At 41.8% G+C, this 23,727-nt stretch carries 24 protein-coding genes and 1 other annotated feature; of the genes, 17 read left to right on the forward strand and 7 right to left on the reverse strand.

Going from position 1 to position 23,727, the window contains the following annotated elements:
* The first annotated feature begins 41 nt into the window (after positions 1-41).
* From recO to IEY42_RS09940, 4 genes are all read left to right on the forward strand, one after another.
* The gene (gene recO / locus IEY42_RS09925; RefSeq protein ID WP_188925130.1) at positions 42-749 is read left to right on the forward strand and encodes a DNA repair protein RecO; all 708 of its coding nucleotides are present in this window, start codon (positions 42-44) and stop codon (positions 747-749) included.
* A gap of 98 nt (positions 750-847) precedes the next feature.
* Positions 848-1,585 (forward strand): pyridoxine 5'-phosphate synthase, encoded by a 738-nt coding sequence (gene pdxJ, locus IEY42_RS09930; RefSeq protein ID WP_188925091.1) that lies wholly within the window; start codon positions 848-850, stop codon positions 1,583-1,585.
* Positions 1,585-1,965: a holo-ACP synthase gene (acpS, locus tag IEY42_RS09935; protein WP_188925092.1), complete on the forward strand. Its 381-nt coding sequence runs from the start codon at positions 1,585-1,587 to the stop codon at positions 1,963-1,965. Before pdxJ ends, acpS begins: the two co-directional genes overlap by 1 nt.
* A 128-nt stretch (positions 1,966-2,093) precedes the next feature.
* Positions 2,094-2,615 carry an Mpo1 family 2-hydroxy fatty acid dioxygenase gene (locus tag IEY42_RS09940; RefSeq protein WP_188925093.1) on the forward strand — a complete coding sequence of 174 codons (522 nt, stop codon included), beginning with the start codon at positions 2,094-2,096 and terminating at the stop codon, positions 2,613-2,615.
* A gap of 70 nt (positions 2,616-2,685) precedes the next feature.
* On the opposite strand, the gene IEY42_RS09945 is transcribed toward IEY42_RS09940, so the two are convergent.
* Positions 2,686-3,972, reverse strand: a complete 1,287-nt coding sequence (locus tag IEY42_RS09945) for an HlyC/CorC family transporter (protein ID WP_188925094.1) — start codon at positions 3,970-3,972, stop codon at positions 2,686-2,688.
* A gap of 151 nt (positions 3,973-4,123) precedes the next feature.
* Positions 4,124-4,912, reverse strand: a complete 789-nt coding sequence (locus IEY42_RS09950) for a cytochrome C assembly family protein (protein ID WP_188925095.1) — start codon at positions 4,910-4,912, stop codon at positions 4,124-4,126.
* Positions 4,913-5,208: 296 nt separating this feature from the next.
* On the opposite strand from IEY42_RS09950, the gene ffh reads away from it, so the two are divergent.
* From ffh to IEY42_RS09990, 8 genes are all read left to right on the forward strand, one after another.
* On the forward strand, positions 5,209-6,582 hold the full coding sequence (gene ffh, locus IEY42_RS09955) for a signal recognition particle protein (RefSeq protein ID WP_188925096.1): 1,374 nt from the start codon (positions 5,209-5,211) through the stop codon (positions 6,580-6,582).
* A gap of 229 nt (positions 6,583-6,811) precedes the next feature.
* Positions 6,812-7,063, forward strand: coding sequence for a 30S ribosomal protein S16 (gene rpsP / locus IEY42_RS09960; RefSeq protein WP_160053063.1), 252 nt, complete (start codon positions 6,812-6,814; stop codon positions 7,061-7,063).
* Positions 7,064-7,088: 25 nt separating this feature from the next.
* On the forward strand, positions 7,089-7,619 hold the full coding sequence (gene rimM / locus IEY42_RS09965) for a ribosome maturation factor RimM (protein WP_188925097.1): 531 nt from the start codon (positions 7,089-7,091) through the stop codon (positions 7,617-7,619).
* A gap of 15 nt (positions 7,620-7,634) precedes the next feature.
* A complete protein-coding gene (trmD, locus tag IEY42_RS09970) occupies positions 7,635-8,381 on the forward strand; it encodes a tRNA (guanosine(37)-N1)-methyltransferase TrmD (RefSeq protein WP_188925098.1) in 747 nt (248 codons plus the stop codon).
* A 33-nt stretch (positions 8,382-8,414) separates the two neighbouring features.
* Positions 8,415-8,768 carry a 50S ribosomal protein L19 gene (gene rplS / locus IEY42_RS09975; protein WP_188916770.1) on the forward strand — a complete coding sequence of 118 codons (354 nt, stop codon included), beginning with the start codon at positions 8,415-8,417 and terminating at the stop codon, positions 8,766-8,768.
* A 382-nt stretch (positions 8,769-9,150) separates the two neighbouring features.
* Positions 9,151-10,242: a 3-deoxy-7-phosphoheptulonate synthase gene (locus IEY42_RS09980; RefSeq protein WP_188916768.1), complete on the forward strand. Its 1,092-nt coding sequence runs from the start codon at positions 9,151-9,153 to the stop codon at positions 10,240-10,242.
* A gap of 11 nt (positions 10,243-10,253) precedes the next feature.
* The gene (gene tyrA / locus IEY42_RS09985; RefSeq protein WP_188925099.1) at positions 10,254-11,393 is read left to right on the forward strand and encodes a bifunctional chorismate mutase/prephenate dehydrogenase; all 1,140 of its coding nucleotides are present in this window, start codon (positions 10,254-10,256) and stop codon (positions 11,391-11,393) included.
* A gap of 117 nt (positions 11,394-11,510) precedes the next feature.
* Complete coding sequence (locus IEY42_RS09990) at positions 11,511-11,858, forward strand: hypothetical protein (protein ID WP_188925100.1); 348 nt, start codon at positions 11,511-11,513, stop codon at positions 11,856-11,858.
* A 395-nt stretch (positions 11,859-12,253) separates the two neighbouring features.
* Here the strand turns inward: IEY42_RS09990 and pheA are convergent, their stop codons facing one another.
* Both pheA and hpf read right to left on the reverse strand, forming a co-directional pair.
* Complete coding sequence (gene pheA / locus IEY42_RS09995) at positions 12,254-14,197, reverse strand: prephenate dehydratase (protein ID WP_188925101.1); 1,944 nt, start codon at positions 14,195-14,197, stop codon at positions 12,254-12,256.
* Between the two features lie 57 nt (positions 14,198-14,254).
* Positions 14,255-14,376: a sequence feature (Phe leader region), on the reverse strand.
* Positions 14,377-14,491: 115 nt separating this feature from the next.
* Positions 14,492-14,845 (reverse strand): ribosome hibernation-promoting factor, HPF/YfiA family, encoded by a 354-nt coding sequence (gene hpf, locus IEY42_RS10000; protein ID WP_101086362.1) that lies wholly within the window; start codon positions 14,843-14,845, stop codon positions 14,492-14,494.
* Positions 14,846-15,291: 446 nt separating this feature from the next.
* Between hpf and IEY42_RS10005 the strand changes: the two genes are divergently transcribed.
* A complete protein-coding gene (locus IEY42_RS10005; protein ID WP_188925102.1) occupies positions 15,292-15,957 on the forward strand; it encodes a cytochrome b/b6 domain-containing protein in 666 nt (221 codons plus the stop codon).
* An 83-nt stretch (positions 15,958-16,040) separates the two neighbouring features.
* Here IEY42_RS10005 and IEY42_RS10010 read toward each other — a convergent pair whose 3' ends face one another.
* Positions 16,041-16,490, reverse strand: coding sequence for a c-type cytochrome (locus IEY42_RS10010; RefSeq protein WP_188916757.1), 450 nt, complete (start codon positions 16,488-16,490; stop codon positions 16,041-16,043).
* Positions 16,491-16,711: 221 nt separating this feature from the next.
* Between IEY42_RS10010 and trpR the strand changes: the two genes are divergently transcribed.
* Positions 16,712-16,990 (forward strand): trp operon repressor, encoded by a 279-nt coding sequence (gene trpR / locus IEY42_RS10015; RefSeq protein WP_188916755.1) that lies wholly within the window; start codon positions 16,712-16,714, stop codon positions 16,988-16,990.
* Positions 16,991-17,018: 28 nt separating this feature from the next.
* Here the strand turns inward: trpR and IEY42_RS10020 are convergent, their stop codons facing one another.
* Both IEY42_RS10020 and slyD read right to left on the reverse strand, forming a co-directional pair.
* Entirely contained in the window at positions 17,019-17,396 is a 378-nt protein-coding gene (locus tag IEY42_RS10020) for a hypothetical protein (protein ID WP_188925103.1), read from the reverse strand.
* Between the two features lie 233 nt (positions 17,397-17,629).
* Positions 17,630-18,196: a peptidylprolyl isomerase gene (gene slyD, locus IEY42_RS10025; RefSeq protein ID WP_188925104.1), complete on the reverse strand. Its 567-nt coding sequence runs from the start codon at positions 18,194-18,196 to the stop codon at positions 17,630-17,632.
* A gap of 729 nt (positions 18,197-18,925) precedes the next feature.
* Here slyD and thrA point away from each other — a divergent pair.
* From thrA to thrC, 3 genes are read left to right on the forward strand one after another with little or no spacing between them, the layout of a single operon-like run.
* The gene (thrA, locus tag IEY42_RS10030; protein ID WP_188925105.1) at positions 18,926-21,394 is read left to right on the forward strand and encodes a bifunctional aspartate kinase/homoserine dehydrogenase I; all 2,469 of its coding nucleotides are present in this window, start codon (positions 18,926-18,928) and stop codon (positions 21,392-21,394) included.
* Entirely contained in the window at positions 21,391-22,350 is a 960-nt protein-coding gene (gene thrB / locus IEY42_RS10035; protein WP_188925106.1) for a homoserine kinase, read from the forward strand. The genes thrA and thrB overlap by 4 nt, the downstream gene beginning before the upstream one ends.
* A 50-nt stretch (positions 22,351-22,400) precedes the next feature.
* On the forward strand, positions 22,401-23,684 hold the full coding sequence (gene thrC, locus IEY42_RS10040) for a threonine synthase (protein ID WP_188925107.1): 1,284 nt from the start codon (positions 22,401-22,403) through the stop codon (positions 23,682-23,684).
* Positions 23,685-23,727: the final 43 nt, after the last annotated feature.

Here is a 23,727-nt window from a genome sequence, read left to right on the forward strand (position 1 = left end):
ACAACCTTACTATTTAGTGTTATGTTGTAGGCATGGCCACCATGAAACGTGGCTATGTGTTACATCACCGTCCTTTTCGCGAATCGAGTGTGATTGTCAATTTATTAATTGAAGGTGTTGGTCGTGTTGATGCTATAACGCGTGTTGGCACCGGCAAGCGTTCAATCAAAAGTATTTTACAGCCTTTTCAACCTCTCATTATTCAGTTCAGCACCCAATCTGAAGCCAAAAATCTTGGTTTAAAAAATATTACTCAAATCGAATCCGCAGCTCCTGCAATGCCGTTAGTAGGCAATAGTTTGTATTCTGGCTTTTATTTAAATGAATTATTAGTGAGATTGTTGTCAGTAGAGCATCAAGCTGAAGGGCTATTTATAGATTATCACCGTGCGCTGATGTCACTTGCCAAAGGTTTTTGCTCCAGTCACTTACGTTATTTTGAAATGGCATTACTGCTTGAATTAGGCGCTTTTCCCTCACTAAGCTATGACACACTCGGCAATGCATTGGCAGCGGATTGCAGCTATCGCTTTGTCGCCGAAAGCGGCTTTTTACCTGTGGTACAACATAAAGAAGGTTTTACATATGGCAAAGGTCACTTAAGCGGTGCGATGTTAACGGCATTAGCCACACAGCAATTGCAGACAGAGCACCTTAATCAAGCAAAAGGTTTAATGCGTTATTTATTAACCCCTTTACTGGGTAACAAGCCGCTGTTAAGTCGGCAGTTATTTACCCAAAATGCGTAATAAGCTTTTCGTATTATGGCGTTAACCAAGTACAATTCATTTAGTACAAGGTTAACTCTAAGCTTATCTCTTCGTTTATAAATTTTAAGGAGCTCGGTGTGAGCGGAATTCTATTAGGTATTAACATCGATCACATTGCTACACTGCGTCAGGCTCGTGGCACTAATTACCCTGATCCAATCCATGCGGCAGCCGTTGCTGAACATGCCGGTGCCGATGGTATTACGATTCATCTGCGTGAAGATCGTCGTCATATTCAAGACCGCGATGTTTACTTATTAGCGAAAACCCTTAAAACCCGCATGAATTTTGAATTTGCCGTTACCGAAGAAATGATTGCAATCGCTTGCGAAATTAAACCCGCATATGCCTGTTTAGTTCCTGAAAAACGCGAAGAACTTACCACAGAAGGTGGGTTAGATGTTGCGGGGCAATTAGACAAAATCACCTCTGCAGTGACTCGTTTAGCCGCAAAAGGCATTAAAGTCTCGTTATTTATTGATGCAGATAAAGCCCAAATTGATGCCGCTGTGGCTGTTGGCGCTCCTTACATCGAAATCCACACAGGCTGTTACGCAGACGCACAGACCGATGCTGTACAAGCTGAGGAGTTAGCACGCATAACGACAATGGCTAAATATGCGCACAGTAAAGGCTTAGTGGTCAATGCTGGCCATGGTCTGCATTATCATAATGTTAAAGCGATAGCCGCTATTCCTGAATTGTACGAACTGAATATCGGGCATGCTGTAATAGCCCGAGCTGCGATTGACGGCTTAGAAACCGCCGTGCGTGATATGAAAACACTGATGTTAGAAGGCCGCAGAGGCGAGTAATGGCAATTGTGGGTATTGGTACAGATATCGTTGAGATAGCGCGGATACATGATCAGCGTGAACGTTTAGGCGATAGATTAGCTAAGCGGGTACTGACTGAGGCTGAATTGGCGATATACCTGCAATCTAAACAAGCAGCGCGTTTTTTAGCAAAACGCTTTGCCGCAAAAGAAGCTGCAGCTAAAGCTTTAGGCACAGGTATTGGGCGAGGGGTTTCGTTCCAGCATATTCATATTGATAATGATGCTAATGGCGCCCCGATGATTCGTTTTACTGATGGTGCTCAGGCGCGATTAACGCAACTTGGTGGTAATAAAGGGTTTATTAGCATTGCTGACGAACAACATTATGCGGTCGCTACAGTCGTGTTAGAAAGCTAAACCGCGATACCACACCATCTTGATTATTTGATTAAAGGCGCATTAGCGCCTTTTTTTGTGCCTTTTAAAAGCAGGTAAACTAGGTTAAATTAACAAGATAACAACAATTAATTATAACGAGACTCAAGATGAAATCGGCCGTAGAACAATTATCAACCTATAAAAGTGTCCACTTAAATCCTAACAATATTCGCACCCATTTTGTCGGGGTTCCCATGATTATTTGGTCAGCGTTTTTAATGTTAGGTACGCTAAGAGTCGCGTGGCAAGATTATCAGATCAGTTTAGCAATGGTCGTTACCGTCGTTGTACTCGCTTACTATATGATATTACATGTTCGCCTCGCATTAGGCCTAGTGCTATTTATTTTACCGGTTCTGTATACCACTGAGCTGGTAGTGCATAGCGAACATCCCTTTTTAATTGCGATTAGTATTTTTGTGATTGGTTGGGGTATTCAGTTTGTTGGCCATAAGTATGAAAAAGCCAAACCCGCCTTTATGGATGACTTAAATCAGTTATTAATTGGTCCGTTCTTTCTTATGGCTGAGTTGTACTTTATTTTTGGTTGGGAGAAAAACTTAGAAGCCGAGATTAAACCGATTGCACGCGATAAGCGTCGCGCACTCGAAGCTAAACTTCGCAGTTAGTTAGACCTTAATAACAAAAAAGGCGCATTAAGCGCCTTTTTTACTGGGTTAACCTTGAATATCAAAATGATTACTCATCTTCACGTTCTTCAATCACGTCGAGGTTACCGGGTAACACTCTAACCGTTTTAATCATATTATCAGCGACTTCTACTACTTCAATATAATACCCAGCAATATGTAAGCTGGTACTGGCAGCAGGAATGTCTTCAAGGAACTCAATGATTAAACCATTTAATGTTTTTGGACCATCAATGGGTAGGTTCCATTTCATTTCTTTATTTAAGTCACGAATGTTAATGGTTGCATCAATCAAGAAGCTGCCGTCTTGTTGTATATTGATGTCTTCACTTGGGGTCGTGATCATTGAGGTGGTAAAATCGCCAACAATTTCTTCTAAAATATCTTCTAGGGTCACTAGGCCTTGAATATCACCATATTCATCAACCACTAAACCGATGCGCTCTTTATTATGCTGGAAATTAGATAATTGCACGTTTAGCGGCGTACCTTCAGGGATAAAGTAGAGCTCTTTTACTGCACGTAATAGAGATGATTTACTGAACTGTTCTTTGGATTGTAACCTAAGTGCATCACGCAAATGAATAAAACCTACTGCATCGTCAATATTGTCACGATACACCAACACGCGGGTGTGTGGGCTTTGGATAACCATTTTATTAATGAGTTTAAAATCATCACTAACGTTAATGGCGTAGATGTCAGCACGCGAAATCATAATATCTTCAACGGTGACTTTTTCTAAATCAAGAATGGACAGCAGCATCTCTTGGTGACGTTGCGGAATAAGTGCGCCCGCTTCATGCACAACGGTGCGTAACTCTTCCTGGCTAAGTGCGTCACTGGTTTTTACTGTTTTAATACCCATTAAACGTAAAAAGCCTGAGGTAATTAAATTGATAACCTTAACTAAAGGCGATAATAAAACCAATAACCAACCTAATAAAATGCTAGAAGGAAACGCGATGCGTTCTGGATGCAATGCCGCAAAGGTTTTTGGAGTCACTTCAGCAAATACTAATACCACAAGGGTAAGCACACCGGTTGCAATTGCAACCCCCATATCGCCAAACAAACGCATCCCTACAATGGTCGCAATGGCAGAGGCTAAAATGTTGACTAAGTTATTACCAATAAGAATTAAGCCAATCAGTCTGTCAGGACGGTCGAGCATCTTTAGCGCACGTTGAGCGCCTCGGTGTCCATTGCCTGCAAGGTGTCGTAAGCGATAGCGGTTTAGACTCATCATCGCCGTCTCTGAACCAGAGAAGTAAGCAGAAATGACAATCAACACTAGAAGAAAAATAAGGAGTGCGCTGGTAGATATAGCGTCCAAAAAGGGGGCCCCGTTAAGTACAGTAAAATTGGCAAACTGCGCCAATATATAAAATTTAACAGCCATTATTTATTAATGGCTGTTAGTGTCAAGTTATCTTATTGATGTTTCAATCAGAGTTGACTTGTTATTGAGTGTTTAAATTATAAAACTAATTTAATATCAACTCTTTAACAATTCTTGCGCCAAAGTAGGCTAGCGACAGTAAACCCGCGCCAGATAAGCTATAGATAACAGCAGTTCGAATTCTACAACCTACGGTATATTGTTGCCACAACATAATGGCATACACCACCCAAGCTATCATTGATAGCACAGCTTTGTGGCCTTTACCGTCGACAAACATATCTTCCAAAAACACAAATCCAGTGATTAAAGACAGGCTTAATAATACAAAGCCAATAATAATCAGATGATAAAGCTGCTTTTCTACCGTCATTAACGGTGGCATTGCAGGACTCATCATCATTTGTTTCTTTTTAAGTTTGTTTTGAATAAACCAAAGCTGAATGGCATATAACGCTGCTATCATCATGGCGCTATAAGCCATCAGTGACAACACGACGTGAGCGAGTAATTCAGGGTGTAAATCAAAGTGAGTAATAAACTGTGGCGGCAAGAGCCAGAGTAGGGCAACCGCCAATATGGAGCAGGCATAGACCACTGGTACCACAACGATCACTTTAAGCCGCGGCATGGTGATGGTAAACGCAAGCGCGATAATCCAGTTAACCAATGAGATAACATTCGTTAAGCTGAAGTTTTGTCCATCAAGGGTAAAAATAGCGTTAGACAGTGCAAAGCCATGAAGTACGACGGCAATGCTGGACGCGACCATGACCGCTTTACGGTTTGGACCTTGGGCATGAAACAGCCTACTGGTAACCAAAATTAATGCGATACAATAAAAAAACATCGCAGCAGCTGAAAAAATAACCATTTTAAAATCAACCTATCGAAAGTGGTGAACGCGTCGTTGAAAACAGTATATACGTTAATAAAAGTAACAAAATAGCGTTCAGATACTGTAATCCCATTGTTTGTCTTAGATTAACATGAACAGTGCCTATTATGGCAGTGACCTGAGGCTCAAAATTTAACAGTATCTTACCCTTAGCGGCAAATAATTTACCTAAACTCGATATGAGTTGATGTTCTTGTGGTCGCAAGTATCGTAATTTAGAGCGGCTTGGGTATAATAGCCACAATTATCGATATGCTTAAAAGAGCTGATCAATGTTTGAGAATTTATCCGACAGACTTTCACGCACACTAAAAAATATTAGTGGCCGTGGTCGCTTAACAGAAGACAACATTAAAGAAACCCTGCGTGAAGTGCGTATGGCGCTGCTTGAAGCGGATGTCGCTTTACCTGTTGTTAGAGAATTCGTCAACAGCGTAAAAGAACGCGCTGTGGGTCAAGAGGTGTCAAAAAGCTTAAGCCCTGGGCAAGCTTTTATCAAAATCGTTCAAAGTGAGCTTGAAAGAGCCATGGGCGAGGCAAACGAAGCCTTAGATTTAGCTGCAACACCGCCAGCCGTGATTATGATGGCCGGTTTACAAGGTGCGGGTAAAACCACCTCGGTTGCTAAACTCGGTAAATTGCTGCGTACACGCCATAAAAAATCGGTGTTAGTGGTTAGTGCTGACGTATACCGCCCTGCGGCAATTAAACAGCTAGAAACCCTCGCGACAGAAGTCGACGTTGAATTCTTCCCATCTGACGTAAGTCAAAAGCCGGTCGATATCGCTAAAGCGGCGATTAGCCATGCTAAGCTTAAATTTATTGATGTAGTGATTGTCGATACCGCAGGTCGTTTGCACGTTGATGAAGCCATGATGGATGAAATCAAGGCGCTGCACGCAACAGTTAACCCTGTTGAAACCTTGTTTGTTGTTGATGCCATGACGGGCCAAGATGCAGCTAATACAGCTAAAGCGTTTAACGAAGCGCTACCTTTAACCGGTGTTATTTTAACCAAGGTTGACGGTGATGCTCGTGGCGGTGCTGCGTTATCAATTCGTAACATCACGGGCAAGCCTATTAAGTTTTTAGGTGTCGGTGAAAAAACTGACGCACTAGAACCATTCCACCCAGACCGTATTGCATCACGCATTCTAGGCATGGGTGACGTATTGTCACTAATTGAAGAAGTTGAGCGCGGCGTCGACAAAGACAAAGCCATGAAGCTCGCTTCTAAAGTTAAATCAGGTGGCGGTTTTGATCTTGAAGATTTTCGTGAGCAATTACAGCAAATGAAAAACATGGGCGGCATGATGAACATGCTGGAAAAATTACCTGGTGTGGGTCAATTACCACCAGAAGCCCTAGCTCAAGTTCAAGACGGTAAAATGACCGGTCAAATGGAAGCCATCATTAACTCGATGACATCCAAAGAACGTAAAAATCCTGATTTAATCAAAGGCTCTCGTAAACGCCGAATCGCATTAGGTTCTGGCACTCAAATTCAAGACGTTAACCGTTTATTAAAGCAGTTTACCCAAATGCAGAAAATGATGAAAAAGATGTCTGCAAAGGGTGGCATGAAGAAGATGATGCGCGGAATGAGCGGAATGTTACCTCCTGGAATGAAATTTCCTGGAAGATAATTAAGTCATCTTTTAAGCATAAACGCAGTTAATTAATTCATACATCAGTCGGTTAGGTTATATATTTGACATTAGAGCAACAAAGTCGGTGAGCTAAAAAACATCAGATTTGGTTGCAATAGTTCAAAAGTCAGGTAAAATCTTCCGGCTTTCTTTCTGGGACTCTTCGCGAACACGGAGTTCCAGTTTTTATTTTTGCTTCTAGCAAATCATTAGAGGAATAAAACGCATGGTTACCATTCGTTTAGCTCGTGGCGGCGCAAAAAAGCGTCCATTTTACAATATCGTTGTTGCTGATAGCCGCAATGCTCGTGACGGTCGTTTCATCGAACGTGTTGGTTTTTTCAATCCATTGGCTCGTGGCCAAGAAGAAACTTTACGTTTAGATCTTGATCGTGTTGAGCACTGGGTTGCTACTGGCGCTGCAACATCTGAGCGTGTTGCAAAACTGATCAAAGACGCGCGTAAAGCTGCTGCTTAATTGCGTATTTAAAAGGTATAGATAGATGAGCGATAACCAACAGCCAATCGTACTGGGTAAATTAGGATCCAGTCATGGTATTAAAGGTTGGCTTAAAATCACTTCCTATGCCGATTCTGTTGAAGGTATTTTCGATTATTCGCCTTGGTTGATTAAAGAGCAAGGCGTGTGGCGTGAAGTTAAGGTTGCACAGTGGCGTTTTCAGGGTAAGGCACTTGTTGCTGAACTTGAGGGTGTGACTACACGAGAGCATGCGCAAATGCTCACTAATTGTGAAATTGCGATTTTGCCAGAACAAATGAAAGAGCTCGCTGATGATGAATTTTATCACCGTGATCTTATCGGCTGTGAAGTGACCAATATAAACGGCTATAACATGGGTATTGTTGATCAGATCGTGGCAACAGGATCAAACGACGTACTATTAGTTAAAGCTAACGCCAAAGATGCCTTCGGCAAAGCGGAACGTATGATCCCCTTTGTCCCCGAGCAATTCGTCAAACAGGTGGATGTGCAAGGGAAACAGATATTAGTGGATTGGGATCCTGACTTCTAAGTCGAGGTACAGCATATGTGGTTAGGGGTAATCACCCTGTTTCCAGAGATGTTTCGTGCCGTTACAGACTTTGGTGTTACGGGTCGAGCCGTGAAAAACGGCCTGCTTGAGGTGCAAACGTGGAATCCCCGTGATTTCACCCATGATCGACACAGTACTGTGGATGACCGCCCTTACGGTGGTGGCCCAGGAATGTTAATGATGGTGCAACCTTTACGCGATGCCATCCATGCAGCCAAAGTGGCTGCAGGTGATGGGGCAAAAGTGATTTATTTGTCGCCTCAGGGACGCAAGCTGGATCAGCGTGGCGTGACTGAGTTGGCTAAATCAGACCGAATGATTTTAGTGTGTGGTCGATACGAAGGTGTTGATGAACGCATTATTCAAACGGAAGTGGATGAAGAATGGTCTATTGGTGATTACGTACTTTCGGGTGGCGAGTTACCGGCAATGACATTAATCGATTCAGTCGCGCGTTTAGTACCCGGTGTATTAGGCAAGCAAGCGTCAGCAGAGCAAGATTCTTTCTCTGATGGCTTACTGGATTGTCCTCATTACACTCGCCCTGAACAATTGGATGGTATGGATGTACCGGCGGTGCTGTTAAGCGGTGACCACGAAAAAATTAGACTCTGGCGTTTGCAACAAAGTATCGGAAGAACTTTTTTGAGACGACCAGAATTATTTGAAAATCTAGCTCTGACTGACGAACAAACGACTTTATTAGCGCAGTTCGTGAATGAAACGGACAAGTCCGCATAGTCAATGCTCAGTTAATTCTAGAACGGAGTAGTTATGAACAATATCATTAAAATGCTCAACGATGAGCAAATGAAAACAGACGTACCTGAATTCGGTGCTGGTGATACAGTAGTGGTTCAAGTTCGTGTTAAAGAAGGTGAGAAAGAACGTCTTCAGGCTTTTGAAGGTGTAGTTATCGCTAAGCGTAACCGTGGTTTGCACTCTGCATTCACCGTTCGCAAAATCTCTAATGGCGAAGGTGTTGAGCGTGCTTTCCAAACGCACAGCCCATTAATTGCTAGCATCGAAGTTAAGCGTCGCGGTCGTGTACGTCGTGCTAAACTGTACTATTTACGTGAGCGTTCAGGTAAGTCTGCACGTATCCGTGAAAAATTGGCAACTAAGTAATAGTTACCGATACAGAATAAAGATGCAGTGTTCGCACAACAACCCGCCGAAAGGCGGGTTTTTGTTTCTGGGTATAAATCCCTAACAAAGCAAAATTAACTTCCTGTATTCAACGATATTAAGTCAACAAAACATTATTGCAAATCACAATAAAAGTTAACAAAGTGAATGTATTTAGTCTTATTTCATCCCGCTTATATTTTAAATCATCTGCATTTTATAGAATTTTAATCTTTTACATAAATAAGCCTTGATCTCCAACCCGAGCGCAGGCATAGTTGCTTACAAGGTGTAATGGTGTAGCGTTACAAAAATACATTCGATTAACAATATATCAATTTACGTGTGGCCTTTGGCCTGAAGTCATAAGAGAGTGATAAGCATGCAGCAAGATACCATCAATAATGTCCACATAAGTTCAGAACAAGTATTAGTGACTCCTGCAGAATTAAAGCAAGAATTACCGCTGTCGACTCATGCTTACCAATACATCCTCAATGCCCGTAAACAGGTAGCCGATATTGTTCATAAGCGTGATAACCGCGTGTTAGTGGTTACCGGTCCATGTTCTATTCACGATATTGATGCTGCGAAAGAATACGCATTAAAGCTCAAAAAACTTCATGATGAGCTCAGTGATGATTTTTACATCCTTATGCGTGTTTACTTTGAAAAACCACGCACAACCGTTGGCTGGAAAGGCTTGATTAACGACCCAGATATGGATGAGTCATTTGATGTCGAAAAAGGCTTAAGAATGGCACGTGAACTCATGATTTGGTTAGCAGAGCTTGAATTACCCATTGCCACTGAAGCGCTCGATCCTATTAGCCCACAGTATGTCTCGGAGTTAGTGACTTGGTCTGCCATTGGTGCGCGTACTACTGAATCTCAAACTCACCGCGAAATGGCGTCAGGTTTATCGATGCCTGTTGGTTTTAAAAATGGTACAGACGGCAAGTTAGAAGTGGCTATTAATGCATTAAAATCAGCTGCCAGTAGTCATCGTTTTATGGGGATTAACCAAGAAGGCCAGGTGGCATTATTGCAAACGGCAGGTAATCCAGATGGTCACATCATTTTACGAGGTGGTTCAGCGCCTAATTATGACGCCGCCAGTGTGGCAGAAAGCGAAGCGCAAATTCATAAAGCCAAACTCAGTGCGCGTTTAGTGGTTGATTGTAGCCACGGGAATTCGTCTAAAGATCATTTGCGTCAAAAAAATGTTTGTGAAGATGTATTTAACCAAATTGAAGCGGGCAATAAATCGATTATTGGTGTTATGCTTGAAAGTAACCTCAATGAAGGAAATCAAAGTTCAGATAAGCCGTTAGCAGAGCTTAAATACGGGGTTTCTGTAACAGATGCCTGCATTGATTGGGATACGACTGAAACTATTTTAAGACAAGGCGCTAACCAATTGTCTGCAGTATTACCGACTCGGTTTGATTTGCTGCAGGTTGCTAACGGTTAATGAATAATAAAATGAACGAAAAGACCACTGCTGATCTTGAGAACCTTCGTGATTTAATCGATGGTGTCGATCAGCAACTGTTACATCTATTACGCAAGCGTCTTGATTTAGTCGCGCAAGTTGGGGCGGTAAAGCATGCCGCTGGGGTACCCATTTATGCACCTCAACGTGAAGCATCTATGCTCGCTAAGCGCCGCGCCGAAGCTGAAAACATCAATGTATCGCCGCAATTAATTGAAGATATTTTACGTCGATTAATGCGTGAATCTTATCTTAATGAAAAAGATGTTGGTTTTAAGCAGGTTAAACAAGATTTAGGTCATGTTGTTATCGTGGGTGGTGAAGGTAAGCTAGGGCAATTATTCACTCAAATGCTGACATTGTCGGGTTATAAGGTTAACAGCATTGATAAAAATGATTGGCAGAATGCCGACGTTATTTTTGATGGTGCGGGTTTAGTGATTGTGACCGTACCGATTAATGTAACCTGTGAAGTTATTGCCGACAAGTTAACTCAGTTACCACAACACTGCATTTTAGCGGACTTAACCTCGATTAAGCAGAAGCCTTTGGCTGCAATGCTTGACGCTCACAAAGGGCCTGTAGTGGGGTTACACCCAATGTTTGGCCCAGACGTTGGGAGTCTTGCTAAACAAGTCGTGGTGGTGTGTCATGGGCGCGAACCGCAAGCTTATCAATGGCTATTGCAACAAATGGAGATTTGGGGGGCACGCATTGTTGAAGCAGAAGCTGAACGTCATGATAAAGCGATGCAATTGGTACAGGCGATGCGTCACTTTTCAACGTTTGTTTACGGTTTAAATCTGTGTAAAGAAGAAGCCGACATTGAAAGCCTATTGCAATTTAGCTCGCCTATTTATCGCTTAGAACTGGCTATGGTCGGTAGGTTATTTGCTCAAGATCCTGAGCTTTATGCCGATATTATATTTGCCCAACAAGGGAGCCAGCACGCGATTAGTGATTATTTAGATAACTATCGTGATGCACTTACCATGCTTAAGGCCGGTAATCGTCAAGAGTTTGTGACTCAGTTTCAGCGTGTTGCTAAATGGTTTGGTGATTTTGCGCCTCAGTTCCAACATGAGAGCCGCGCAATGTTGCAGTCGGTCAATGATATGAAAGCAGGTTAATCTTATTTAATCGTTTCAATGATTGCCAAATAGTGGCGCAAGGCTTATGTTTAATTAATGAGACCGATTAATTTTATGCTTCATTAAACCCCGAACACTTGCCTTTGGAGGAATACCATGTCGATGACACCATCGCATACGCTACCTGTACAACAACAGGTTGAAGACAATTCCCTTGGGCATTTTCTTTACGGTTTAATGAGTGCGTTTCCGCTATTTTTTGTCCCTGTACTGTTGAGCCTATGGTTTAATTTAATCCAAAAAAATATCAATCCAGAGTCTGTGTTAGGCAGCCATTTACGCTGGCAGCGAACAAGTATTATTGGTTTGTGCCCCTTTTTTATTGCAGGTTATTGGATTAGCCCACTGTGGTTAAGTTTACCCATGTATCTAATGGGCGTGACTTGGTTTAGCTATCGAATCTTTAAAGGCTGGATTAGTTTAAATGATGGCTTGGCGGTATAACGTAAAAATACAATTTAACAATAAAAATGCCGAGAATTATCTCGGCATTTTTGATGATGCTTTAAACTGAATCTTAGTAATACCAATTCCACTAATTATCTGGTCATTCAGCGGGAGTTCTGTGCCTTCTAGGCAAGTAATAGAATTGTAGGCATAGTTGCTCTCGGCAACTGCTCCTGCGTTGCTCTACCTCCTGCATCCATGCAGTCGTACGTCAAAATGCTATTAAGCAGCATAGAAGGCACAGAAACCCGCCTTGTAGGAGGCACTCAGACTGTCCATTTCTTTGTTGCATTGTCTTAGAAGGGAATAACCATTATTTCAACAATGCGCCTCAAACTGAACAATCTGAGTGACTCTGATTGGTCACATAATTAATGGAAATGGTATAAATACTATTCCTGATATAGGCTATGAATAAGGTCTGCTTGAGATACACCATCTTGTTTTAATAATATAATGCCATCCGCATTAAGTTGCTTCACTGCATTTGCATGGGTTGTTAAGCGTGCAGGATCAATGCTAAAGCTGGTATTAACAATCACAGGTAAGTGGCTGCGAGATTTAACTTCAACTAAACCTGCTAAGTCTAAGCTGAGCTGCTCAGGATGAGTAAAACTTCGTACTCCTGACTCACATAAGCCTAGTTGTTGATTGCCGTGGCTAAGGACCGTGTCAGCGGCCTGTAACCAATCATCAATACTGGCCATGGTATTCCGCTCGAGTAATACCGGTAAGTTAACCGAGCCGATGAGTGCTAATAAGTCTGAGTTATACATTTGCTTGCCCGCTAAAATTAACATATCAGCGATAGGGCTAGCTAAAGCAAAGTCTTGTTCTTGATCTATTTGCATCACACACAGCAAACCTGCTTGTTCAATAACTTGTGCATGTGATTTTAATTGTTGCTCGTTAAGTTGATTTTTTAAATCATTTAGCACAATGGCCTGAAATCCAGACTCTTTGATATGCTTTGCTTGGGTGGCTAACTCTGTATTATCAATCGGTAAGTTAATTTGCTGAAGCGCGCCAAATTGACCAGCACCAATATGCAAATTTTGACACACTAATTGGGTGTCTTGTGACTTGTAATCACGCGAATGCTTGTCCTGGTTATTTGATGAGACTTTTGCTGCGATATGTTTTGAACTGTCTGGTTCAATTAATAATTGAGCTTGAGACAATTGAGTTGGTTTGACTGTCTCACAAGGGTAGCAACCTAGGACTTTAATAAATCTCGTTAATCGCTCTAACTCTTTAATCGCTTGCTGCACTTGCGTTGTGGCTAAGTTGCCGTCGATGTCGATGTAAAACATCTCTTCCCATGGCGTACCAGGAATGGGGCGCGACTCAAGCTTACTCATGTTTAAGTTATGTGCTTTTAGCACTAATAGCGCTTCAACCAAAGCGCCTGGTTTTTGGCCGGTAGCCATAATTAATGTGGTTTTTGCGGGCAGTTGTGATGGTACCGCCGAGGCTTTTCGTGCGACCACAATAAAGCGACTTTGATTAATTTTTTGGTTAGCTAAGCCTTTTTCGATAGCCACTAGCTGATACAACGAACCGCCTTCTGCGCTACCAATTGCGGCTACAGAGTCATTATCCGATTCGATAACCTTAGTCATCGCTTCTGCACTACTTGAGCAATACTCGAGTTTGATGTGAGGGTATTGGCTTAAATAACGGCTGCATTGGCTAATAGGTTGCGGGTGAGCGTAAATTGTTTTGATATCATTGATTTTGCTATCGGGCTTTGTCAGTAAACAGTGCCCGACTTCAATGGTCGTTTCACCCACAATGGATAAGGTCGTGTGTTGCAGTACGTCATACACTTCATTGATTGACCCAGAAGAGGTATTTTCAATCGGTAAAAAACCATAGTCAGCATGACCTGATTCAACTGCATTGACAATGTCATCAAAACTTTGGCAACCAAAGTCGATCATGGCAACCTGGCGACGAGAGCAGTAGCGAGTCGCGGCTAAATATGAATATGAACCACGAGCACCTAAATACGCCACCGTATATTGTTGTTTTTGCGTATCAGGATTAGCACGCCCATGTAAGTAGGTTTGTTGAAACAGTACTGAGTCTTCAATAATGCTTTGGTAAAGCGAAATAACAAAGTGTGCATCAAGTCCCTGTTCACGTCCTTGTTGTACTAAGCGCTCGAGGAGTTCTTTTTCTCTTTGGGTATCACGTATCGGTCTAACATCAACTTCTTTACTGCGGGCGACATTTAAGCTCAATTGACGGCGTTTAGATAACAGTTCTAATAATGATTTATCGAGTGCTGTGATCTGCTCACGAGTTTGACTTAACTCTGGTGGTTTTTGCATATTGACCTCAATGTAACGCAACAGTCTGACGTATGGTGAATACAACAGTATTTATAAGACAAAAAAGCCTCCCAAGTGGGAGGCTTTAGAATTTTCATTTTCGTTTTTACACAGAAAATCCGCCTCCGAGAGTGGGCTGAATAAAAAAGAAAATAAAAAAGCGGAATATTTTTGTGTTCATAGAGTAAAACTAAAGCCACAGAGTTAACCTGTCAATGTAATTCTACTCATCAAGGCTTAATTACAGACAAAAGAAAGCGCACCCGAAGGTGCGCTGGTGAAAGATATTTAACTTCAAGCTGCGTTTTCCTCCTTATAGACATACTCAAACTCGCTTTCCGTGTCATTGGGTAATGAAACGTGGCGTTGAGCCTGGGGTTTGTGAGTCAGGCGGTTTAGCTGTTTTTCCAGCTTTTGTCCCATTGCAGTAATCGCTGCGTATAGGTTTTCACTTTTCGCCTGGGCAAATAAATCTCCACTAGGTAATCCAACTGAAGCCTCAATTTTAAACAGTTGCTTTTCTTGGGTAATAATAACGTGCGGATTAATTAACTGAATATCATGTCGAGATAATTTTTCTAATCTTCCTTCAATACGTTCGCGGATGAGGGCAGTGACTTCAAGTTGTTTGCTAGTGATTTTCAGCATATTTAGAACCTTCTTGTTGTTTGCTTAACTTCAGATTACCAAGGTTAGCTATAAAAATTGTGATCTAAATCACATTTTTGCTGGCATTTATTACTGACCGTCGCTTATTTGATCGCTTAGACATTTTTAACCGAAAAGTGTCAAAATGTGCTTGTATTACGCTGCAGAACAGATCATATTTGAATGAATAAGTTGATTCTAAATTATCTGTTTTGTGTGTTTATTGTCCTATTGATAACACTAGGTAAGTTATCAACATCTACGTTGTTGCTGTGTTTCTTCTCTCTCCTCTTGTCGTTTCTCTCTTGTTAATCATATTTTTTCATCATTACGTGAATTGCGATTAGGCAATGCTTAACACTGCTTTAGTCTTTTTTGCTAAAAGCGTAAAATCTCGTCGACATTTGGTATCATCTCCGTACGTAGATGGATATAGGCAGTTATAAATGAGTATAGAACAGCACAAAATAAAGGTATGGGATTTTCCAACCCGTTTATTTCATTGGTCCATGGTTGGCTTATTAGGTGGCTTGTGGTGGACCGCTGACATTGGTGAGATGCAATGGCACCAAATATTGGCTTACGTGTTAATGACACTCATTTTGTTTAGATTGATTTGGGGTGTTATTGGGAGTGAAACGTCTCAGTTTAGTCAGTTCTTTGTTGGGCCTAAAAAAGTCATCAATTATGCGCTAACTAACCCAAAGCCAACCTCATTAGGACATAACCCTTTAGGTGGTTATATGGTGTTTGCGTTGCTTGGTTTATTAGTGTTGCAATTAACGACCGGTTTATTTGCAACCGATGAGATTTTTACTGAAGGGCCATTAATTCACCTAGTGTCGTCTGACACCGCAAGTTGGCTAACCTGGTTACATAAAACCAATTTCAATGTGATTTTAGGATTAGTTGTACTACACGTTGCTGCAGTGATTTTGCATGTGGTTAAAGGCGACAATATTTTAAAAGCGATGTTTAGTGGCTATAAGTACGTGAGTGGCCAAGTGGCAGCCCCTGTTTTACGTTCGCCTTGGCTAGCCTTGGTGATAGTGATGCTATTGTTTGCTGGTATTTGGTGGCTATGGTTAGAGCCCGTGGTGAGTTTTTTATAGAATAACACGTAGACTGTAGACTTTGGCTATAAAAATAAAGCCCATCGAAATGGGCTTTATTTTTTAGATTAATTTATCGCGTATTAATCTTTTTTGTAAACGTCATGACAACCTTTACAGCTTTTACCTGTGTTGGCAAAAGCTTGTTTGATTTGGTTTTTGTCACTTGATTTAGCTGCAACGGCTAATGCTGCGGCATTATCTTGAAATGCTGTCATTTTGCTATCAAAATCTGCTTTATCTTGCCAAATTTTAGCTAATGCTTCGGTGTCGCCTGTATCAGTACCATCAATAAAACCTTCATGAGGTATTTTAGATAGTGCTGCAACGTTATCAGCACGTGAGCTAAATACGCTTGCATCAAATGGCTTTTTACCTTTGAGCATGGCACCCATATCACCAAAGTTATATGCAATTAACCCAAACGCAGATTGACGATATTCAATCGCATCAGCTGGCTTTTCAAAATTGTTAGCAAACGCAGCCGGAATAAGTATTGCGGTAGCCGCAACGGTCAATAGTAACTTTTTCATTGTAATCCTTCTTTTTGTCAGTAGTGGCACTGGTTCCATAAGCACGACGTACATCTCGTTTTATGAGTATACGTGCAATCAATCACATTCATTCTACACAATTTTATTAAGACATTGCGATATGTTTTATCGATGTTTATCACGCGAGTCTTTTTGCAAAGTGCCAAGGTAAGTTGATACACTTGTACTGTTTCGGCATTACTACAAAGAGAATAAAAATTATGCGTGCCAACTGGAATTTAGTCGTAGATAAAATACTCACTCATAATAATGAGGATGATTTGTCAGTGTTGTTTCAATTATTACTGACAGAAGAAGAAAGAAGTGCAGTATCGGGACGTTTGCAGGTGTTTCAAACGTTATTGGCAGGTGAGTTGAGTCAGAGACAGATAGCTGCAGAGCACCAAGTGAGTATCGCGACGATTACTCGATGCTCTAACTATTTAAAAAATATGCCCGCCAGCCAAAGAGCAAGAGTCCGCAAGTTAATTTTGGACTAGTGCCTCAGCAAGTGATAGCGATATAGCTTTATTGGCGGATACCTTTTGGGTATTTATGGTGTCGGTAACTTGATCGACGTAAAAATAAATAACCACCATAAGTGATTAAGCACAATGCAAACAAAGTGCTAGAGTCCCTTGGGTAAAATCGATATAAGCTAAACGCCGTTAATACATACAAGAAAGGCATTAGCCCGTAGAGCATATCTGGCATACCACCTGATTTACGCTTTCTCTTAGGGTCTGTGCGGCGATTTTTAGAACGTAAGTTATAAATATGAGCACCGTACAAATACACCACAATCGATGCGATAAGCGCATAGCTAGGTTCCAGTAAAAAAATACTGACAGAGCCAACAAGCATGTAGCTAAAAGGTAACAACTCGTATACTGGTTTAATTAACATAAGCACTCCGTCGCTATGCATTAATTTTTATATGAAAAGCTAATTAGTTAGGATTCTCGCTACACCGTGGTCCTTTACAGTAACGACAATAAGTCTGACTAGTTAGTGTGATTTACCTCTCAATTATAACGCAAAAAAAAAGGCATTGCCTAGAACTTAGACAACGCCTTCAATTATTTTAATGCTTTTTACTGATTGATGAGTGCAAAAAGCATTATTAAGTCTATGTGTTTTTAGTGACAGCCACAGCCGCCGTTACCATCACATCCTGGTTTTTCTGAACCGCAAGAACCGTGTTCATGGTCGTGATCATGTCCGTGGCTACCACAACCGCCTTCTGCATGAATATGACCGTGTGCAAGCTCTTCTGCAGTTGCTTCACGTACTGCAATCACTTCAACGCTAAAGTTTAATGATTGACCCGCTAGCGGATGATTTCCATCAACAACAATCACGTCATCTTTAACTTCAGTCACTTGAACTGGGCGCTGGCCAAGCTCAGTTTCAGCAATAAAACGCATACCTGGAATAATGTCTTCGATGTCACCAAAAGCACTCACTGGCACTTCTTGTTTTAAACCTGGGTGGTATTCACCATAGCCTTGAGCGGCAGGGATGTTAGCATCGACTTTTTCGCCTGCTGTTTTACCTTCTAAAACTGATTCGAGACCAGGAATTAAATTTTCGGTTCCGTGTAGATAAACCATTGGTTCACCTTCAAATGAACTTTCAATTAATTCGCCTTGCTCATCAGACAAGCGGTAATGAATGGTAACCGCTGCATGTTTTGAAATTTTCATATCGCCTCCAATTGGTGTTGAGCGCATCATACCGTATTTTATGAGTTGGCTGCGATGACAAACATCAGTTTTTGCTTATTCAATCACAGCTTTTTTATTTCTGTTTGCGGTTTAACCCTTTATAGGGTTAATGCTGAAAATAAATCACGTTTATTAAGGCGTTGACCAAACTTGAGGTAAACACTGGCAAATCAATGTATGCCACAGTGAACACGTGATGAACTATAAGCCTAAGAATGATTGGCCTTAAAGGTTAAGGTGTTGTATTTTATTGGTTTTGTTGCTACTTCTAGGTGGTTTTGATGATGAGGATGGTTGTTGTTATCATCGATTTTGCTTGTTTTGTCCGTAATTTAAAACGCCTTATATTTATAAAAGGTATAAATCAACTGAAAAATAAAAATAACTTTAAAATAAACTGTAAGCAGGGGTTGACAAGGTTGGGCAAAAAAAGCAATTCTGTTAGCCAATGTGTATCAGCAAATTCGGTTGCTGGATTAAAACAGTAAAGCTACAAGAATTGATTAAGAGATTAACTAGATGCTTACCCTTACGCTCGTTGTAATTACCACCATTACAACCACCACTATTACCAGAGTGGGGGCGGGCTGATTACACCCTAAAAGATTTGTACTACAAGCCCGCTTCCCACAACAGAAGCGGGCTTTTTTATTTCTAATTCAACGATTTTAATTTTATATGTCATCACGTGGTGACAGGGAGATGTAGATGAAGGTAATGAAATTTGGCGGAACTTCGCTAGCGAATTGGTCACGTTTTTCGATGGCGGCAGACATTATCGCTGACTCATCATCTGTAGAGTCTGTTGCTACAGTACTTTCTGCTCCTGCTACGGTCACCAATGCATTGTTAGAAATGGTTGATATAGCAGTAAGCCAACAAGATTACCAACCGGTTTTAGATCATATTCAACAGGTGTACACCAGCTTGTTTACTGAAGCTTCAGCCTCATTACTTTCTGCTCAACAATTTGAGTTGTTAGTCGAAAAGTTAGCAGCCCAAATGTTGGTTTGGCAAGATAAGTTACATGGCGTCAAGTTATTAGGAGAATGCCCTGATAGTGTCCGAGCTCAAGTTGTTGTCACTGGTGAGCGATTATCGGCTGCATTAATGGAACAAGTAATGCTGGCGAAAGGCCTAACTGCAGCGCAACTAGACCCTGTGGCATTGTTTCTGGCCCACGGCCAACCGTTAGAGTCCGTTGTCGACATTAGTGTGAGCAAACCTCGTTTTGCATTATTACCATTAGACAAATACCGCGTATGGGTTATGCCAGGTTTTACCGCGGCCGATGCCCAAGGCAATGTGGTGACATTAGGTCGCAATGGCTCAGATTATTCAGCTGCTGTATTAGCGGCATGTTTAGATGCATCAAGCTGTGAAATTTGGACCGACGTAGATGGCGTATACAATACTGACCCACGTGTGGTTGCTGATGCTAAATTATTGTCGCAATTGAGTTATCAAGAAGCGATGGAGCTGTCTTATTTTGGTGCTAAAGTGCTGCACCCAAAAACGATTGCACCGATTGCTCAATACCATATCCCGTGTTACATCAAAAACAGCTTTAATCCTTCTGCGCCGGGCACTTTAGTGTCAAATGAAGCTGATCAAACCGGCTTACAAGTTAAAGCGATTTCTAACTTAGACCATCAAACGATGTTTAACGTTTCTGGCCCTGGTATGAAAGGCATGGTGGGAATGGCGAGTCGCACGCTTGCTGCAATTTCGCGTAGCGGTATTTCAGTGTCATTGATTACCCAAAGTTCATCTGAATACAGCATCAGTTTTTGTGTTGCCACTCATGAGGCCAATAAAGCTAAATGGGCATTAGAGCAAGAATTTGAACTAGAACTAAAAAATGAGTTACTCGAATCTATTGAGCAACGCCAAGACCTGGCGATCGTGTCATTGATCGGTGACGGTATGAAGACTCATAAAGGCGTTGCTGCCAAGTTCTTCAGTGCGTTAGCCAAAGCCAGTGTCAATATCATTGCAATAGCGCAGGGGTCGTCAGAGCGCTCCATTTCGACTGTTATCCAACAGAAAAAAACCAAGCATGCCATTGGTGCGTGTCATCAAGCCTTTTTCGATGTTCAGCAATATCTTGATGTGTTTTTAGTGGGCAGTGGTAACGTTGGTGCGGGTTTATTAGATCAAATAAAGCAACAGGCTGCGATGTTAAAAGAGCAGCATATCAGTATCCGAGTGTGCGGTATTGCTAACTCACGCCAAATGCTACTAAACAGCGACGGTATTGCTCTAAATGAGTGGCAGTCATCGCTGGAGCAAAAAGGCCAAGATTATGATCTAGCTAAACTACTTGAATGGGGACAAGAGCAACAATTGCTTAATCCTGTATTGGTAGATTGCACCTCAAGTGAACTCGTGTCTGACCGTTACCTCGATGTCATGAATGCTGGGTTCCATGTGGTGACACCAAATAAAAAATCGAATACTCGCGATTATGCTTATTATCAAGCACTGCGCCAAACGGCATTAAACCAGCGTCGTCAATTTTTATATGAAACAACCGTTGGTGCGGGCTTACCTGTTATCGATAACTTGAAGAAACTCTTGTATGCAGGCGATAAACTTCATAAATTTAACGGTATTCTTTCGGGTTCATTGTCTTATATTTTTGGCATGTTAGATGAAGGGATGAGCCTTTCTCAAGCAACCAGTATTGCGCGTGAAAAATGCTTTACTGAACCTGACCCACGTGAAGATTTAAGTGGTATGGATGTGGCACGCAAGGTGTTAATTCTTGCCCGTGAAGTAGGCTTACCGTTAGAACTGTCTGATATTAATGTTGAATCAGTACTGCCTGCATCATTTGATGATTCTGGTGACGTCGATCAGTTTATGGCTAACCTTCCATCATTAGATGCACAGATCTCAGAGCGTGTCGCTGCGGCTAAGGCACAAGGCAAAGTGTTACGCTATGTAGGTCAAATCGATGAAGGTCAATGTCATGTCAGAATCGTTGAGGTCGATGCAACTAATCCATTATACAGTGTCAAAGGTGGCGAGAATGCGCTTGCGTTCTACAGCCGTTATTATCAACCTATTCCTTTTGTGCTTAGAGGATATGGTGCCGGTACAGATGTTACCGCAGCAGGCGCTTTTGCTGACGTATTAAGAACCTTAAATTGGACGCGTGAGGTTGGGTTATGAATCAAGCGGTAAATGTAAGCCAAGAGATGCTTACCGTGTATGCTCCAGCGTCAATGGGTAATGTCGGTGTAGGATTTGATTTACTCGGTGCCGCTTTATCCCCTATTGATGGTTCACTGTTAGGTGACAGGGTCATGATCAGTGCGGCAGATTTTGGGGTTAATTTTAGCCAGGTCGGCGAATGGGCACATAAGTTACCAGCAGAAGGTAAGGATAATATCGTTTATCAATGTGCTGAGTTTTTTCTCTATAAGCTTGACCGTAAAGATGGCGTGAACATTAGCTTAGAAAAAAACCTTCCGGTTGGCAGTGGGCTAGGCTCTAGTGCAAGCTCGGTCGTTGCAGCGCTATATGCCTTAAATGAACATTTTGGTAAACCTTTTGATGAACAAGCTCTGCTCGGCTTAATGGGCGAGTTTGAAGGTAAAATTTCAGGCAGCGTGCATTATGATAATGTTGCACCTTGTTATTTAGGCGGTATGCAGTTAATGCTTAATGCACAAGATAAAGCATGTGCTGCTATTCCAAGTTTTGACAATTGGTATTGGGTTGTCGCTTATCCTGGTATTTCATTGTCTACGGCAAAAATGCGTGAATTACTGCCCTCACAATATGATAAAGCGGTTGCCATTGATTTTGGCCGCAATTTAAGCGCATTTGTGCATGCTAGTTATCAGCAGGATGCCGCCTTAGCTATTGAAATGCTGAAAGATGTATTAGCTGAACCGTATCGTGCAGCGGCTATTCCGGGTTATACCGATGCGCGTTCAGCTTTAGCTGAGTTAGGCATGTTAACTACCGGTATATCGGGTAGCGGCCCAACACTGTTTAGTGTAACCGATGACCTCGCTACTGCTGAAAAGGCAAAAGACTGGTTACTCAAAAACTATATTTCTCAGTCTGGCGGTTTTGCCCATGTGTGTAAATTAGATCAGTTAGGCACTCGCTGTGTGTAAGTATCACCTATTAGCTTTAATTATTTTGAAATTTGAAAAAGGCAGTCGTAATGGAATTATATAATTTAAAACATCCGTCACAGGAAGTAAATTTCAGCCAAGCAGTACAGTTGGGATTAGGTAAAGACAGAGGGTTGTTTTTCCCAAAGACCATTCCGGTGTTAGCAGATGTCGATGCGTTGTTAGCGTTACCTTTTGCTGAGCGAAGCAAAAAAGTATTGGGTGCATGGCTTTCTGATGAGCTAGGGCAAGAAAGTGTTGATAAGCTGGTAGATAGTGCGTTTACCTTTGATGTACCCCTAGCCAATGTTGATGATAAGCGTGCATGTTTAGAACTGTTCCACGGGCCAACATTAGCCTTTAAAGACTTTGGCGCTCGCTTTATGGCTCAGTGTGTCAACTTACTTGCAGGCGACAAAAAGCTAACTATTTTAACGGCTACTTCAGGTGATACCGGTGCAGCGGTAGCCGATGCATTTTATGGCTTAGATAACGTGAATGTGATGGTGCTTTATCCAAAAGGTAAAATCAGTGAGCTACAAGAAAAGATGTTTACTACTTTAGGTAAAAACATTCATACCGTAGCTGTGACCTCCGATTTTGATGCGTGCCAACACCTTGTTAAGCAAGCATTTGACGATACTGATGTACGTGATGGTTTAGCATTAAACTCTGCTAACTCAATCAATATCAGTCGTTTGTTAGCGCAGATTTGCTATTACTTTGAAGCCGTTGCCCAAGCGAAAAAAGCGGGTAAAGATGAAATTGTGATGTCAGTACCAAGCGGTAATTTTGGTAATTTGACCGCGGGCTTATTCGCTAAAGCAATGGGCTTACCGATTAAACGTTTTATTGCTGCAACGAACAGCAATGATACCGTGCCGCGTTATTTGCAAGATGGAGCATGGCAACCACATAAAACTGTGGCAACCATGTCAAATGCCATGGATGTTTCTGAGCCAAGCAATTGGCCGCGCGTTGAAGCGATTTGTGAGCAAATGGGCTGGCCGTTATCGTTAGTGACGGGCGTTGCTTTATCTGAATCAGAAACGGCTTCAGCATTAGCTGAGCTTTATCAACGGGGTTATCAGTCTGAGCCTCACGCAGCTATTGCTGCACAGGCATTAACCTTAGGGTTAACGGGTGATGAAAGTGGTATTTTCTTAGGTACAGCACATCCTGCTAAATTTAAAGATGTGGTCGATCAACAATTAGCCATTGATTTGCCTTTACCACCAGAATTAGCTGCTGTTGTAGAGAAACCAATCTTATCAGCAGAATTAGACGCCAATTTTGAGCAATTAAAAGCTCATATGTTTTCTGTTTTAAAATAGAGCCTTAGCTTTGTTCAAACACCTAACACGCAACAGGGTTGTG

The sequence above is a fragment of the Shewanella algicola genome (genome assembly GCF_014648035.1).
GTDB lineage: Bacteria > Pseudomonadota > Gammaproteobacteria > Enterobacterales > Shewanellaceae > Shewanella > Shewanella algicola.

Coding starts and splice junctions, on each gene's coding strand:
- slyD (WP_188925104.1), bottom strand. CDS start 18,196: ATGAAAATTTCAAAACATGCAGCGGTTACCATTCATTACCGCTTGTCT.
- rimM (WP_188925097.1), top strand. CDS start 7,089: ATGAGCGATAACCAACAGCCAATCGTACTGGGTAAATTAGGATCCAGT.
- recO (WP_188925130.1), top strand. CDS start 42: ATGAAACGTGGCTATGTGTTACATCACCGTCCTTTTCGCGAATCGAGT.
- IEY42_RS10005 (WP_188925102.1), top strand. CDS start 15,292: ATGAGTATAGAACAGCACAAAATAAAGGTATGGGATTTTCCAACCCGT.
- tyrA (WP_188925099.1), top strand. CDS start 10,254: ATGAACGAAAAGACCACTGCTGATCTTGAGAACCTTCGTGATTTAATC.
- thrB (WP_188925106.1), top strand. CDS start 21,391: ATGAATCAAGCGGTAAATGTAAGCCAAGAGATGCTTACCGTGTATGCT.
- ffh (WP_188925096.1), top strand. CDS start 5,209: ATGTTTGAGAATTTATCCGACAGACTTTCACGCACACTAAAAAATATT.
- rpsP (WP_160053063.1), top strand. CDS start 6,812: ATGGTTACCATTCGTTTAGCTCGTGGCGGCGCAAAAAAGCGTCCATTT.
- hpf (WP_101086362.1), bottom strand. CDS start 14,845: ATGCTGAAAATCACTAGCAAACAACTTGAAGTCACTGCCCTCATCCGC.
- pheA (WP_188925101.1), bottom strand. CDS start 14,197: ATGCAAAAACCACCAGAGTTAAGTCAAACTCGTGAGCAGATCACAGCA.
- rplS (WP_188916770.1), top strand. CDS start 8,415: ATGAACAATATCATTAAAATGCTCAACGATGAGCAAATGAAAACAGAC.
- IEY42_RS09940 (WP_188925093.1), top strand. CDS start 2,094: ATGAAATCGGCCGTAGAACAATTATCAACCTATAAAAGTGTCCACTTA.
- acpS (WP_188925092.1), top strand. CDS start 1,585: ATGGCAATTGTGGGTATTGGTACAGATATCGTTGAGATAGCGCGGATA.
- thrC (WP_188925107.1), top strand. CDS start 22,401: ATGGAATTATATAATTTAAAACATCCGTCACAGGAAGTAAATTTCAGC.
- trmD (WP_188925098.1), top strand. CDS start 7,635: ATGTGGTTAGGGGTAATCACCCTGTTTCCAGAGATGTTTCGTGCCGTT.
- IEY42_RS09950 (WP_188925095.1), bottom strand. CDS start 4,912: ATGGTTATTTTTTCAGCTGCTGCGATGTTTTTTTATTGTATCGCATTA.
- trpR (WP_188916755.1), top strand. CDS start 16,712: ATGCGTGCCAACTGGAATTTAGTCGTAGATAAAATACTCACTCATAAT.
- IEY42_RS09990 (WP_188925100.1), top strand. CDS start 11,511: ATGTCGATGACACCATCGCATACGCTACCTGTACAACAACAGGTTGAA.
- thrA (WP_188925105.1), top strand. CDS start 18,926: ATGAAGGTAATGAAATTTGGCGGAACTTCGCTAGCGAATTGGTCACGT.
- IEY42_RS10010 (WP_188916757.1), bottom strand. CDS start 16,490: ATGAAAAAGTTACTATTGACCGTTGCGGCTACCGCAATACTTATTCCG.
- IEY42_RS09980 (WP_188916768.1), top strand. CDS start 9,151: ATGCAGCAAGATACCATCAATAATGTCCACATAAGTTCAGAACAAGTA.
- IEY42_RS10020 (WP_188925103.1), bottom strand. CDS start 17,396: ATGTTAATTAAACCAGTATACGAGTTGTTACCTTTTAGCTACATGCTT.